General features: G+C 31.1%; 12 protein-coding genes and 3 tRNA genes. 4 read left to right on the plus strand and 11 right to left on the minus strand.

Annotated features, from left to right (window positions below; genetic code table 11):
- Positions 1-3 precede the first annotated feature (3 nt).
- From mutS to ABG79_RS05990, 3 genes are all read right to left on the minus strand, one after another.
- Complete coding sequence (mutS, locus tag ABG79_RS05980) at positions 4-2,589, minus strand: DNA mismatch repair protein MutS (protein WP_057978157.1); 2,586 nt, start codon at positions 2,587-2,589, stop codon at positions 4-6.
- 89 nt (positions 2,590-2,678) lie between these two features.
- Positions 2,679-4,022: a tRNA (N6-isopentenyl adenosine(37)-C2)-methylthiotransferase MiaB gene (gene miaB, locus ABG79_RS05985; protein WP_057978160.1), complete on the minus strand. Its 1,344-nt coding sequence runs from the start codon at positions 4,020-4,022 to the stop codon at positions 2,679-2,681.
- Between the two features lie 88 nt (positions 4,023-4,110).
- Positions 4,111-4,782: a PrsW family glutamic-type intramembrane protease gene (locus ABG79_RS05990; protein ID WP_057978161.1), complete on the minus strand. Its 672-nt coding sequence runs from the start codon at positions 4,780-4,782 to the stop codon at positions 4,111-4,113.
- A 156-nt stretch (positions 4,783-4,938) separates the two neighbouring features.
- Between ABG79_RS05990 and ABG79_RS05995 the strand changes: the two genes are divergently transcribed.
- Positions 4,939-6,126 (plus strand): aminotransferase-like domain-containing protein, encoded by a 1,188-nt coding sequence (locus tag ABG79_RS05995; RefSeq protein ID WP_057978163.1) that lies wholly within the window; start codon positions 4,939-4,941, stop codon positions 6,124-6,126.
- A 90-nt stretch (positions 6,127-6,216) separates the two neighbouring features.
- Here the strand turns inward: ABG79_RS05995 and ABG79_RS06000 are convergent, their stop codons facing one another.
- Positions 6,217-7,062: a GNAT family N-acetyltransferase gene (locus ABG79_RS06000; RefSeq protein ID WP_057978165.1), complete on the minus strand. Its 846-nt coding sequence runs from the start codon at positions 7,060-7,062 to the stop codon at positions 6,217-6,219.
- 27 nt (positions 7,063-7,089) lie between these two features.
- A complete protein-coding gene (locus ABG79_RS06005; RefSeq protein WP_057978167.1) occupies positions 7,090-8,484 on the minus strand; it encodes an MBL fold metallo-hydrolase in 1,395 nt (464 codons plus the stop codon).
- 104 nt (positions 8,485-8,588) lie between these two features.
- On the opposite strand from ABG79_RS06005, the gene ABG79_RS06010 reads away from it, so the two are divergent.
- The 3 genes from ABG79_RS06010 (at position 8,589) to ABG79_RS06020 (ending at position 8,830) form a co-directional block, all read left to right on the plus strand.
- Positions 8,589-8,663, plus strand: a tRNA-Glu gene (locus tag ABG79_RS06010).
- A 3-nt stretch (positions 8,664-8,666) separates the two neighbouring features.
- Positions 8,667-8,743 (plus strand) — tRNA-Ile (locus ABG79_RS06015).
- 11 nt (positions 8,744-8,754) lie between these two features.
- A tRNA-Phe gene (locus ABG79_RS06020) sits at positions 8,755-8,830 on the plus strand.
- A 13-nt stretch (positions 8,831-8,843) separates the two neighbouring features.
- Here ABG79_RS06020 and ABG79_RS06025 read toward each other — a convergent pair.
- The 6 genes from ABG79_RS06025 to ABG79_RS06050 form a co-directional block, all read right to left on the minus strand.
- On the minus strand, positions 8,844-9,914 hold the full coding sequence (locus ABG79_RS06025) for a CotS family spore coat protein (RefSeq protein ID WP_057978169.1): 1,071 nt from the start codon (positions 9,912-9,914) through the stop codon (positions 8,844-8,846).
- Positions 9,915-9,994: 80 nt separating this feature from the next.
- Complete coding sequence (locus ABG79_RS06030) at positions 9,995-11,161, minus strand: M20 metallopeptidase family protein (protein WP_057978171.1); 1,167 nt, start codon at positions 11,159-11,161, stop codon at positions 9,995-9,997.
- Complete coding sequence (locus ABG79_RS06035; protein WP_057978172.1) at positions 11,154-12,059, minus strand: S66 peptidase family protein; 906 nt, start codon at positions 12,057-12,059, stop codon at positions 11,154-11,156. The genes ABG79_RS06030 and ABG79_RS06035 overlap by 8 nt, the downstream gene beginning before the upstream one ends.
- A gap of 15 nt (positions 12,060-12,074) precedes the next feature.
- Complete coding sequence (locus ABG79_RS06040) at positions 12,075-12,515, minus strand: tetratricopeptide repeat protein (RefSeq protein ID WP_057978174.1); 441 nt, start codon at positions 12,513-12,515, stop codon at positions 12,075-12,077.
- Positions 12,516-12,577: 62 nt separating this feature from the next.
- Entirely contained in the window at positions 12,578-13,336 is a 759-nt protein-coding gene (locus ABG79_RS06045) for a flagellar hook-basal body complex protein (protein WP_057978175.1), read from the minus strand.
- 11 nt (positions 13,337-13,347) lie between these two features.
- Entirely contained in the window at positions 13,348-14,112 is a 765-nt protein-coding gene (locus ABG79_RS06050) for a flagellar hook-basal body complex protein (protein WP_057978177.1), read from the minus strand.
- Positions 14,113-14,114: the final 2 nt, after the last annotated feature.

Below are 14,114 nucleotides of genomic sequence, written 5' to 3' on the forward strand. Positions count from 1 at the left end.
ATATCACCTTAAACCTTTTGCTTTATTCACCAAACTATACAATTTATTTATAGCCTCAATTGGCGTAATATTTAAAACATCTATAGATTTAATTTCTTCAATTAATTCATTTTCTTTATAATTAAACAGATTAATTTCATTAGACAATGTTGCGGCAGCCTCTTTAACAACAGCGGGCTTAGTTTTTGTTTTTAATTTTTTGCTTATATCGCTCTCCTCAAGTTTTTCAAGTATCTCTTTAGCTTTATCGATTACCTCAGAAGGCAAACCGGCAAGTTTTGCAACCTGAATACCATAACTTTGGTCGGCTCCCCCTCGAATAATTTTTCTAAGAAATATTATATCTTCCCCATGTTCCTTAACAGATATACAATAATTTTTAACTCCATCTATTTTACCTTCAAGCTCTGTAAGCTCGTGATAATGAGTTGCAAACAGAGTCTTCGCCCCAATTCTTTGACTTATAAACTCAATAACAGCCCATGCAATACTTAAACCATCAAATGTGCTTGTTCCCCTTCCCACCTCATCCAAAATGAGCAGGCTATTTTTAGTAGCATTGTTTAATATATTTGAAACCTCCGACATTTCAACCATAAATGTGCTTTGTCCTAATGACAAATCATCTGAAGCACCAATCCTTGTAAATATTCTATCAACTATTGATATTTTAGCACTTGCAGCAGGCACAAAGCAGCCTATTTGCGCCATTAAAGTGATTAGAGCAACTTGCCTTAAATAAGTAGATTTACCTGCCATATTAGGTCCTGTTATAATAATTACCATATCTTCCTTATTATCAAGCATTGTATCGTTTGGAACAAAAACACCACTAATCATCTTTTCAACAACAGGGTGTCTTCCTTCCTTTATTTCAATGACACCATCATCAGTAATTTTAGGTTTTGTATAATTATTCTCAAATGAAACCTTTGCAAAGGATAGCAAGCTATCTATTATAGCAAGATAATGAGCAACTTTTTTAATCCTTGAAACTTCACCATAAATTTTATTTCTTATATGCACAAATATATCATATTCTAAATCAACAACTTTGCTTTCAGCACCTGAAACAATCTCCTCCATCTCCTTAAGTTCCGGAGTTATAAATCTTTCTGCATTAGCAAGGGTTTGTTTTCTTATATATCTATCCTGAGGAATGCTTGATAGGTTAGATTTAGTAACCTCTAAATAATAACCGAACACTTTGTTATAACCAATTTTTAATGATTTTATGCCAGTCAAATCTCTTTCCTTCTGCTCCAATTCAGCTATCCAATTCTTGCCATTCGTCATTGCATCTCTCAATTTATCAATTTCTTGATTAAAACCAGTTTTTATTATTCCCCCTTCTTTAATTGTTATGGGAGGATTCTCATCAATAGACTCATCAATTAATTGAAATATATCCCCAAGTTCATCAAAATCCCTATAAATTTCACTTAAAAGGATGCTTTTACAATTTGAAATAGCTGCTCTTATATCTGGCAAAAATCTAATTGACTGCTTTAATGATATCAAATCCCTGGCATTAGCAGTCTCACAGCTAATTTTTCCCATGATTCGCTCAATATCATAGATACCTCTTAAAAATTCCCTTAAATCAGAAGAAATATAAATATTATCGATTAATTCCTCAACGGCTTCTAATCTTTTTTCTATTTCATCCTTAATTAACAATGGTTCTTCAATCCATTTTCTAATCAACCTTCCACCCATAGCAGTTTGAGTTTTATCTAATACGTCAATAAGTGTCCCCTTTTTACTTCTTGACCTCATTGTCTCAGTAAGTTCAAGATTTCTTCGTGTAAATGAATCAATGAGCATAAAATCTTCAGTTTTATATCTAGTAATACTAGATATATGATCAAGGCTGCTTTTTTGAGTCTCGTTTAAATATTTTAATAGGTTTACAGCCGAAACCTTTTCATATTCGTTTAAATGGCTATAATCTTTGTTTGAAAGACTTTCACTGCTTTTATCTTCAACATAATTGATTAGTAGATTAAATCTTGATTTAATGTTTAACACTAACGTTTCAAATCTTTCAGTAAAACTATTTTTTATTATTAACATTTCTGATGGTTTGAATTTTGATAACTCATTCATCAACTTGTTATTTTCTTCTATAAAACTTGTAACATAGAAATCACCAGTTGAAACATCAGCAATTGAAATAGCAACTTTATCTATATTAAAATAAACACTTGCAATGAAATTATTAACTTTTTCGTCAAGCATATTTGAGTCGATTATAGTTCCAGGGGTTATTATCCTTGTTATATCCCTTTTCACAATGCCCTTTGCAAATTTAGGGTCCTCTAACTGCTCACAAATGGCTACTTTATATCCCTTTTCTATTAATCTTGCGATATATGTATCGGCTGAATGAAACGGCACTCCGCACATTGGAGCCCTCTTTTCAAGTCCGCAGTCCCTTCCAGTTAGTGCTATTTCTAACTCTCGCGAGGCAATTTCAGCATCTTCAAAAAACATTTCATAAAAATCCCCAAGCCTGAAGAACAATATACAATCTTTATATTTATCTTTTATTTCAAGATACTGCTGCATCATAGGTGTAAGTCCCAATTTATATTCCTCCCCAAGATATAGATGTATAATTATTATATTACAAAAATAATGCCGCTTAAAGATAAACTTTAATAGCGGCATTATTTTTATCTAATCACTTCAACAAACTCTCCAATTAATATAAACATTTGTGCCTGAGTGACCTTAACATTGACTAACTTTCCCTTTAGTGATTTATCTCCACCAGTGAAATGAACGAGTTTTCCTGTTCTAGTTCGTCCGGTTAGCTTATTCTCATCAGTTTTGCTAGGGCCTTCCACTAAAACTTCAACTATCTTGTCTTGATATCTTTTTCCCCTCAATTCTCCAACTTGATTTACAACTTCTACAAGTCTGTTAAATCTATTATGCTTAACATCCTCTGGAACCTGTTCCTGAAATTTCTCAGCAGGGGTTCCTGACCTTATAGAATATATGAAGGTAAAAGCTGAATCATATTCCACTTTTTTTACTACATCAATAGTTTCTTCAAAATCCTCTTCGGTTTCTCCAGGGAAACCAACTATTATGTCAGTAGTAATTGATACATCTTCAAATTTTGATTTAATCTTATTTACAAGTTCAAGGTATTGCTCTTTGGAATATTTTCTATTCATTTTTTCTAAAATTCTTGTGCTGCCGGATTGAACAGGTAAATGAATCTGTTCACATACCTTATCGCATTCTTTAATTGCATCAATAACATCATCAGTTAAATCCTTAGGATGCGAAGTCATAAAGCGAATTCTTTCAATACCTTCAACTTCATTTACCAATCTTAAAAGTTTTGCAAAACTCATGTTTTCAAGGTCTTTTCCATACGAATTAACATTCTGACCTAAAAGTGTAATTTCTTTATAACCTTCCTTAGCTAAATTTCTAATCTCTTCGATTATTGCCTCTGGTTTTCTACTTCTTTCCCTGCCTCTTGTATACGGAACTATACAGTATGTGCAGAAGTTATTGCACCCGTGCATTATTGTAACGAATGCCTTTATATCGCTTTCTCTATGGACAGGAAGTCCTTCAACAATTTCTCCCTCTTTGTCCCAAATTTCAAGTATAGTATCGTTGCTCTGTATTGCATTATTCAATAGTTCTGGGAATCTATGAATATTAAAAGTTCCAAAGATAATGTCCACATAGGGGAACTTCTTTTTAACCAATTCGCCTACTCCTTTTTGTTGCATCATGCAACCGCCTATAGCCAATATTAAATCAGGTTTTTTGGATTTAAGTGCCTTTAATTGTCCTAAGTTTCCATAAGTTTTAGTCTCGGGGTTTTCTCTTACCGCACATGTATTCATAACAATAACATCTGCTTTTTCCTTATCTTCAGTTTTAACATACCCCATTTTCTCAAGCATTCCGGCAATTTTCTCGGAATCCTCCTCGTTCATCTGACATCCCATTGTAATAATATGATAATAACGTGCTTTATTTAAATTCATTTAAATTCCTCCCGAATAAAATTATACGAAGTTATTATACTATTATAAATTGTATTAATCAATAATTAGTTTTTGTTAACATAATAATTTATATGTTATCTTTATCGTATATGGCTCTTGACTCCTTTACATATCGGTTCAATCTATTTAAATTTATCCTCCAAAGATATATGATGAACAAAATAAATATAACGAAATATCCATATATTCTTGAAAACAAAATAAAGTCATAAATTCCATGCAACAGAATCGGCATTAAAAGCGCATTAATCAAGAAAAACGGTCTTTTATCATCTGCAAACCTTGCAAGCGACAAATAATAACCCATAGTGATTGCAAATAACATGTGACCCGGAACAGCAAATAAGCCCCTCATTATGCCTGTCGCAATGAAATTTTTTTGATTCAATATATAAAGAATGTTTTCAGCCGAGGCAAAACCCAATGAAGTAAAAACACTATAGACAATTCCATCTAATTTTTCATTGTATTCCACCAATTTAAATGTAATAGAATAAATAATAATAAATTTAAATAATTCTTCTGTTAGTCCCGCAACTATAAAAGCAGTATAAAATGGCCCTTTTCCAAAATAACTCAAAAATCTTTCTACAAAATATACTGGAACAGTTGAAAGAAAACCGAATAAAAACAATGTAAGCAATATATTAGCAGGCTCCCTATCATATCTATCTTTTTGATAGATAAAAATCAATAAAGCTATCGAAGGTGCAAGTGCAATTGCAAATAATTTTAACATAAAAACACCTCATTTCATTTTTTGATTAAAAAAATAATTCAGAATCTTTCAATATTTGTTGTTTATCTTATTATTATTTGTTATAATAAAAATGGCAGTTAAAGATACATTAATATTTTACCCATAAAAAAGTATAATATATTTGGGGGTGCCTTTATGGAACTGAGGTTATCTGAAAGAATGAACTATCTAAAAGCATCAGAAATCAGAGAATTATTAAAATTAACTGAACAACCTGACATCATATCCTTTGCAGGAGGCTTGCCAGCTCCAGAACTTTTCCCAATTGAGCAATTGAAACTAATCTCGCACAAAGTTCTCGATGTTGAAGGAAAAAATGCACTTCAATATGGACCAACTGAAGGTTACACTCCTTTAAGAAAAATTATAGCAGAACAAAGAATGAAAGCGGTAGGGGTAAATGTAAGTTTTGAAAACATTTTAATAACGAATGGTTCACAACAGGGGCTTGACTTTATAGGGAGAGTATTTTTAGATAAGGACGATGTTGTTATATGCGAAAGTCCAAGCTATCTCGGTGCTATAAATGCTTTTAGAGCATATATGCCAAAGTTTGTTGAGATTCCTATGGATGATGACGGAATGATAGTAGAGGAACTTGAAAAAGCCATTGAAAAATATCCAAATGCTAAATTTATTTATACAATACCAGACTTTCAAAACCCAACAGGCAAAACTTTAAGCTATGAGAGAAGAGTAAAAATGCTACAACTTGCCGAAAAATATAATATTCCAATAGTTGAAGACAATCCTTATGGGGAACTTAGATTTGAAGGAGAACATATTCCTACTATAAAAAGCATGGATAAGAATGGACTTGTAATTTATCTTGGAACATTCTCTAAAACATTCTGTCCTGGTTTAAGATTGGGTTGGATTTGTGCTGAAATTGAGATGTTAAATAAGTTTATTATCGTTAAGCAAGGAGCCGATTTGCAATCAAGCTCTATATCGCAAAGAGAAGCAGCCTTCTTTATGACAACATATAGTCTTGAAGAACATATTGAAAAAATAAAAGCTATTTACAGAAAACGTAGAGATTTGATGATTGAAATGATAAAAAGTGAATTCCCTGAAGAAGTTAAATATACCTATCCTCATGGTGGATTGTTTACATGGGTTTCACTTAGAGAAGATATTGACACTGCAGAACTTCTAAAGACTGCTCTTTTGGAAAAAGTAGCTTTTGTTCCAGGCGGTTCCTTCTTCCCTAATGGAGGACATCCAAACCATTTTAGACTTAATTTTTCTAATATGACCGAAGAAAAAATTGTTGAAGGCATGAAACGTTTAGGAAAAGTTTTAAAAGAAGTTTATAGATAAAAACTTTTCGGAAAGCATTTAAGTTGTAAAAGGCACCATGATGTGAGCCTAAAATTCATGCATGGTGCCTAATTTCGTTTTAATAGATTGTTAAAAAATTTTAATTGTTGCAACATTGATCAGTTCCTCAAAACCTAAATCCTCATAAAGTTTAATAGCTTTAAGATTATAATTATCAACCTTTAAATACAATGTTTCCACACCGTAATTCTTTGCATTTTTTAGTATTTCACTTAAAAAAAGCTTTGCATAGCCCTTCCCTCTAAATTCCTCTAATATACCAAAATTAATTAAAAAATATCCTTCATTATTAATTACAATTTGTCCATAACCTATATATTTATCCTGATATTTCAAAAAGAAACATAAATCTTTCAAAAATTCTTTCTTTTTTTCTTCCGCAATTACTTCGCTTACAGTAAGCACTTTTCGGTTAATTAAATTACCAAAAATTTTATTTTGAAGTTCTACTCTCAAGCTTTCCTGCTCTGTTATTTTCATTCTTTCAACTGATAAATTTTCAATATTAGAATTTATAAAATTCAAATTACTTATATTATTAACCATTATTTTATAATTCTTGATAATGGCAAGTTGATTTTCTATTCCCAAAGAATTTATTAAGTCAAATCCATAATAAACGAAAGGAAAATCATACCCTTTAAAGTTAGATACGAGAAGCTTATAAATATCATTAAAATCTATTTTTATATTCACTGTTGGGACAAAATATACTTCTCTTTTTATAAAATTACATATAATCAATCCGACTACTCTTTCTCGCCTTTTTATTTTATAAATGTTTTTTGTAATAAAATATGAAAAAATATTGTCATTAAAATTACTATAATATTCAAAGCTCTTTCTGTTATGTTTTTTTAATAATTTTAATATCATATAATAATCCCTTATTCTAGCTACTTCAAGCGAAAGCATAGCTGCTCCTTTCAAATTATTAATGAATTAAAGTATAATTTCTTCCATAAAATCAGGGATATAACAGCTTACATTCGAAATTGATTCAAATACTTTTTTTAAATTAAAACTTGCCTCCACTTCTCCATGAGTTATAAAGACTCTTTTTCCTACTCCATTTTTAATATTTTTAAACCAATTTACTAATCCATTTAAATCAGCATGGCCTGAAAGTCCAGGCATATTTATAACTTCTGCATTTACTGCAATTTCTTCTCCAAATATTTTTACTTTCTTGGCGCCATCTAAAATTCTTCTTCCCAATGTTCCTTCTGCTTGGTATCCTACGAATAAGATTGTAGAATTTTTTTTCCAAAGGTTGTATTTTAAATGATGCTTAATTCTTCCAGCTTCACACATACCACTTGATGATATAATAACAACCCCATTTTTTTTATTTAACTCCATCGACTCTTCCTTAGTCTTCACATAGTGCAAATTTTTAAAGTCTAGCACATCAATATCAAGAGCTAAATTCTTTAGTGCATCCTCATCATAACATTCTTTATGTCTTTCAAAAACTCCAGTTGCCTCTTCAGCAAGAGGTGAATCAAGATATATTTCAATTTCAGACATCCTTTTTATTTTTTCAATATCGACGTAATGATTTAAAATATATAGTAATTCCTGTGTTCTTCCGACAGCAAAGGAAGGAATAACTACATTGCCGCCCTTTGAAGTAGTCTTTTCAATTATATCATATAAATTTAATGCCTCATCTAACGATGGATGTAATCTATTGCCATAAGTAGATTCGATAATCAAGTAATCAGCATAATCAACAAACTCATAGTCCTTAATTATTGGTATATTAGTATTGCCTAGGTCTCCGGAAAATACAATTTTCTTATTTTGACCATCGTCTAGAATATTAATTTCTATTATTGACGAGCCTAAAAGATGTCCTGCATCTTTAAAATTCACGCTTATATTTTTATCAACCTGTATTGTATAATTATATGGAACTGAAGTTACAAAATCTTTTACCCTATCTCCATCCTGTGCAGTATATAGTGGCTCAATTGGAGGTAGTCCTTTGCGTTGCCTTTTTTTGTTCTCTGAAATAGCATCCATCTCTTGAATATGTCCGCTATCCACAAGCATAATCTTTAGTAAATCTGCAGTAGCAGTTGTGCAAAAAATAGAGCCCTTAAATCCCTGTTTTACTAGCAATGGCAATCTTCCTGTATGGTCTATATGAGCATGAGTAATTAAAATAAAATCAATATCGGATGGATTAAAAACAAAATCATTAACATTCAACTTAGCGTCCTTTCCTTGAAACATACCGCAATCTACTAAAAATTTTCTCTTAGAAGTTTCAATGTAATAACATGACCCAGTAACAGCTCTTGTAGCGCCTAAAAATCTTATTTTAATCATAATTTCCCCCTAAAATTTTAAAAAAGTGTTGACATGTATTAAATATCATGATATATTATTACATGTCGGGTTTGAGAATGCTTAATTAGATTTTAACCCATTATGGCCCCTTGGTCAAGTGGTTAAGACATCGCCCTTTCACGGCGGTAACAGGGGTTCGAATCCCCTAGGGGTCACCACTAGGGCCTTTAGCTCAGCTGGCTAGAGCAACCGGCTCATAACCGGTCGGTCCGGGGTTCGAGTCCCTGAAGGCCCACCAAAATAAAATATGGCCAGATAGCTCAGTAGGTAGAGCAGGGGACTGAAAATCCCCGTGTCGCTGGTTCGATTCCGGCTCTGGCCACCAAAAACAAGACAGTTTAACTGTCTTGTTTTTTTTCTACAAAATAATTTTTGAATTTATCAAAAAACTCTTCTCTCTTATCCTTTAACCTAATTTCTTTTTCAAGCTTTTTATTATATTTTTCTTCACTCCACTCCTTATGTTTAAAGTATCTTTTCCTTCCTATTTTCCAAAATCTATGAGGAATCATTAAAAAGCCCAGCATTATCTCATACTCTTCATCTTCAATATGCCTATTTTTCTCATAGAATCTTATTAATTTTTCTGTTATTCCAAAGTCCCAATAAAATAAGCTCTTATTCAATGTTCTTCTTAAAAATTTTGCAAGATCATAAATAGGGATATCATAAACTATACTGTCTAAATCGATTAAGTATAACTTATCATTTTTGTCTATTAGTAAATTCTGATAATAAAAACTGTCATGACAAATAAATTTTTGTTCTCTAGCTTTGTCACAAACTTTAGTATAAGCTGTTGATTTAAATTTCTCCAAAGCCTTGTTTGCAATGTTTAAATAGTAATCAACCATATCAAAATATTTGATGTCAAAGGAAGTTTTAACTCTTTTTTGAAGTATTATTTTCTTAAATAATTTTAAATCTTCTATCATTAAATTCAGTTTTTTTTGCCATTTATTATAGTTGCTATTTATTTTTACTTTTGATAAATAAAAACCTTTTGCTTTTTGATGAAAGTCTGCAAGAAGCTCTAATGATGATTTAAGCTCGTCAAAATTTTCAAAGTTACATTCTCTCCCATCTATCCAACTCGTTAAGTAATAATATCTTCCGTGCTCTTTTATGCATTCCAAATCAGATTTTGTTTTGTAATACTCTGCTATTCCGTTAAATCCGTTTTCCTGAAGATGTTTAGTTAAGTAAAATCCTATGATTGCCTTTTTGTCGTTATGTTTAAATTCTTTTAAGCAATATTTTCCTTTATCCGTAGTTATTCGATAAACGCTTCTTACTTTTTCAATTTCCGTCGGAACTAAATTATAATGATTTTTTAGTATCTTGGATATTTTTGTAAATTCTTTTTCATTAAGATAAGTATTCTTCTTAATAATTCTTGTTTTATGCATATTTATCACATATATATTGATTTATTAAAGTATACTCTATATTTTAGTGATTTATGATAACGTTATCATTTATGATAATATTATTTATGACTATTGAGATAATTAAATGCACACATGGTTTGTGTAGCACTACCTAGAGCAAGGCAATCTTCATCAATATCAAAATAGCTTCCATGTGCAGGGTGAACTATACCTTTCTCAACATTGCGACAACCCAACTTATAATAAAGCCCTGGAACTAATTTTGTATAGTATGCAAAATCCTCCACACCCATTCCAGGTTTTTGTATCTCAATCAATTTGATTTCGTTTATATCACCTACAAATTTTATAAAATCATTAAATAATATATCATCGTTTGAAAATGATGGATAGCTTTCGAATATATCAACCTCAGCAATACCCCTATAAATTCGTGAAGTATCTATAACTACTTCTTTAAATCTACTTAAAACAAATTGCCTTAAATCATCTCCTACAGTTCTAATAATACCTTCTATATCGACATTTCTTGCTACAGCATTAGCTGCAGTTCCACCATGAATTTTACCAACTGTAATGACAGCACTGTCTGCAGCAGCAACTTCTCTCGATATAATGCCTTGTATTCCATCTATTACTTTAGCAGCAATATATATGCTGTCTATTCCATCATGGGGATAAGCGCCATGAGCGCCTTTTCCAAAAATTGATATTTTAAATGGATTCGAAGCTGCTGCTACCAATCCTTTTTTTACCCCAATAACTCCCGTATCGAGCGTTTCATCAACATGAAGTGCATATATTGCCCTAACGTTGTCAAGTGCACCAAAATTTATCATATCTTTAGCTCCACCATCTGTCTCTTCAGCTGGTTGAAATATAAGCCTAACCTTTCCATTTAATTTGGATTCATATTTTTTTAAAATTATTGCTGCACCTATTTGAATAGCTGTATGTGCGTCATGTCCGCAGGCATGCATTAATCCTTTTTTAATAGAACTATACGGCTTATCCTTTAAATCTTCAATTTCAAGAGCATCCATATCTGCCCTTAATGCAACAATTTTATCTGATTTTCCAATTTCAGCAATAATGCCACAATTATCATACCTTTTATAATCGATGCTATATTGTTTTAAATATTTTTCGACCAACGAAGCCGTATATTTTAAGTTTCTATCTATCTCTGGATTCTTATGTAGTTCCCTTCTTATTTCAACTAAAATGTCTTTAATTGCATTAGCCTCATATAAAAAATTAATCATTAGTAACACCCTCCTCCATAAACATTAGCCTATCATCTTTTATCATTGCCTTAATACCAATTGGAATGGTAATTCTTTTCTCTCCATGACCTAAATTTTCTAATATATACACTGGTATATTTAAATTAGAAAAAAATCCCCACAAAACTTCATTTATACTAAGGCTTTTATTAAACTCCCTAGCTTCACAGTTTGTAAAGTCTCCAAGAATTACAGCTTTAACTCGTTTAAATACATTTGAATACTTAAGATGATATAACAACCTATCGATTTTATATGGTTCTTCACCGACATCCTCCAATATCAATATACCATCGTCAAACTTCGGTTCATAGGCTGTTCCAATCATTGAAGCTATTATTGAAAGATTGCCTCCAATTATTTTTCCTTCTGCTTGTCCAGAAACAATAGCAGTTAAATTAAGTTTATAACTTTTAATATCTCCTTTCAATACCTTCATTAAAAAATTAAAGTTATAGTCCTTCAAAAAATCACCTGCAGCAATCATTGGTCCGTGGAATGTAACTAGATTTGAAAATTTGTAAATAGCGTTTAATAGATAGGTTATATCGCTAAATCCTAAAAAAATCTTAGGATTTAGCTTTATTTTAGCAAAATCAATCATATCAACAATTCTATTTGAGCCATATCCTCCGCGAAGACAAAAAATTGCATCAACTTTATCATCTTCAAAAAAAACATTAAAATCCTTCGCCCTCATCTCATCTACTCCAGACAAAAATCCATATTGTTTATAACAGCTTTCACCTAAGACAACCTTATAACCTAAATCTTCTAATTTTCTAACAGTTAAATCAACCTTCTCAAAACTAAAAGCAGGACTTGCAGGAGCAATAATCCCAATTGTGTCTCCTTGTTTAAGTCTTCTTGGTTTCATTCAAATCTCCCCCACTTAAATATTCAACGCCTTTAATATCTTTTTTTCAATCTGAATTATTTTTGGCTCTTCAAAAATACTCGTTGCAGTTTTAATTATTCTATAAGCGCTCTTAACATCATTCTCCATTAAATATATATATGCTAAATTTAAGTAGTTATTATAATATTGATTGTTTAGCTCAATAGATTTATTAAAGCAATCCTTTGCTCTATGATTTTGATTCATTTCTAAATATGCTGTTCCAAGATTATAATACAACAAAAAATGTTTTAATCCATGTTTTATTGAATTATTAAAAAACTTTATGGCTGACTCATAATCTTTTTCAGCAATAGAACAGAGGCCAAGATAGTAATAAAACTTTTTTTTATCAAAGAATAGATTCTTTATAGCATGTATTTTTGCTTCAATAATCTTATTTTCCTTAATCAAATTAGTAATTAGTTCATCCAAAATTAAAACCCCCTTTTAGGCTTTTTTGTAATTATTGACCTAAAAGAAGGTTTTTATTCATACTATTTTCCTCGAATATTGTTTGCAATCTGCCACATATCATCAGCAGTTTTCACCGTTCTAGAATTTAATTCAAAGGCTCTTTGGGTTACAAGCATATCAGTTAACTCCTTAGCAATATCTACATTTGATTTTTCCAGATAACCCTGTTTAAGATTTGTCGACTCTTTTATATTTGCATTATCAGCAGCAAATAAATTTTCACCTTTTTGCTTTAAACTATCCTGACCGATTATTTCATAGACATTAATTTTTCCAACCAATTCTTCTGAACCATCAACAAGGTTATAAACATCGCCATTAGATTTAATTATAAAATTATCATTAATACTTAGATTATTATTATAATTTTCTATTTCTAAAAAAAGACCGCTGCTATGAACAAAATTTCCATTTGCGTCAATGTTAAATGCTCCGTCCCTTGTATAAAAATAATTGCCATCTCCGTCTTTAACTTTGAAATATCCTTCTCCTACAATAGCAACATCAGTTTTATTTCCTGTTTCCTTAATAAGCCCCTGACTAAAATTTCTAATAAGCTCCTCACCTCTTACTCCACTACCTACAGTTAAATTGCTCTTGTCATTGTTTGTTATAGGAGTCCCCAACCTGTCAAGCGACTCATTAAAAATGTCTGAAAAAGCAACATCAAGTCTCTTGTATCCATTGGTATCTATATTGGCAATATTATTTGAAATTACATCTATTCTATTTTGACTAGAATAAAGTCCTGATCTTCCATTCCACATCACCTTTAACATTAAATCACCCTCTATCTAACATTGCCAACTTCATTAACAGTTTTTGACAATGTTTCGTCTAATGATTGCATAACTTTTTGACTCGATTCATAACTTCTCATAATACTCATCATTTCAGTAATGACTTCAATTGTATCAACATTTGATTTTTCAACAAAACCTTGCTTAATATCAGTTGCTACAGGATTCCCATCCGCCTTAGAATTATAAAAATCATTTGCATCCCTTAATAATTGATTTTTATCTTCAAAGGTAGTTATTAAAAATTTAAGATTATCAGTTCCAGAAATAGTTCCATCTGGGTTAAGCGTAATATTTTCCGAGTTTACTTTAATAGTTTTTTCATAGCCATTCTCATCTAATCCTATTACCTTGTATCCATTAGTAGCAATAAGGTTGCCTTCGCTATCGATTTTAAATCTTCCATCCCTTGTGTATTTTTTGCTTCCATTTTCATCTTCAACAGTAAAGAATCCATCTCCATTGATTGCAAAATCTAATATTCTATCGGTTTTTTCCAAATCTCCCTGTGAAAAATTTGTCCTAGTCCCATCTATTCCAACTCCAAGCTCAATAGTTCCAATCCTTCTTGGAAAACTTTTATCGCCAACTTGTTTATCTTTATTCATCAAAACTAATTCTTCAAAAGATTTTAGAGATACCTTCTGCTTTTTGTATCCTGCAGTATTTATATTTGAAACATTATTGCTCAAGTTTTCAAGTTGAACCTGTTTTGTTATCATTCCCGAGGCTGCAGTGTAAATCCCTCTTAGCATGT

It is taken from the genome of Caloramator mitchellensis (assembly GCF_001440545.1).
In the GTDB taxonomy this organism is placed as follows: domain Bacteria; phylum Bacillota; class Clostridia; order Clostridiales; family Caloramatoraceae; genus Caloramator; species Caloramator mitchellensis.

Excerpts from the sequence above, each read along its gene's own strand:
- miaB (WP_057978160.1), bottom strand. The coding sequence starts at position 4,022 with ATGAATTTAAATAAAGCACGTTATTATCATATTATTACAATGGGATGT.
- ABG79_RS05990 (WP_057978161.1), bottom strand. The coding sequence starts at position 4,782 with ATGTTAAAATTATTTGCAATTGCACTTGCACCTTCGATAGCTTTATTG.
- ABG79_RS05995 (WP_057978163.1), top strand. The coding sequence starts at position 4,939 with ATGGAACTGAGGTTATCTGAAAGAATGAACTATCTAAAAGCATCAGAA.
- ABG79_RS06000 (WP_057978165.1), bottom strand. The coding sequence starts at position 7,062 with ATGCTTTCGCTTGAAGTAGCTAGAATAAGGGATTATTATATGATATTA.
- ABG79_RS06005 (WP_057978167.1), bottom strand. The coding sequence starts at position 8,484 with ATGATTAAAATAAGATTTTTAGGCGCTACAAGAGCTGTTACTGGGTCA.
- ABG79_RS06025 (WP_057978169.1), bottom strand. The coding sequence starts at position 9,914 with ATGCATAAAACAAGAATTATTAAGAAGAATACTTATCTTAATGAAAAA.
- ABG79_RS06030 (WP_057978171.1), bottom strand. The coding sequence starts at position 11,161 with ATGATTAATTTTTTATATGAGGCTAATGCAATTAAAGACATTTTAGTT.
- ABG79_RS06035 (WP_057978172.1), bottom strand. The coding sequence starts at position 12,059 with ATGAAACCAAGAAGACTTAAACAAGGAGACACAATTGGGATTATTGCT.
- ABG79_RS06045 (WP_057978175.1), bottom strand. The coding sequence starts at position 13,336 with ATGTTAAAGGTGATGTGGAATGGAAGATCAGGACTTTATTCTAGTCAA.
- ABG79_RS06050 (WP_057978177.1), bottom strand. The coding sequence starts at position 14,112 with ATGCTAAGAGGGATTTACACTGCAGCCTCGGGAATGATAACAAAACAG.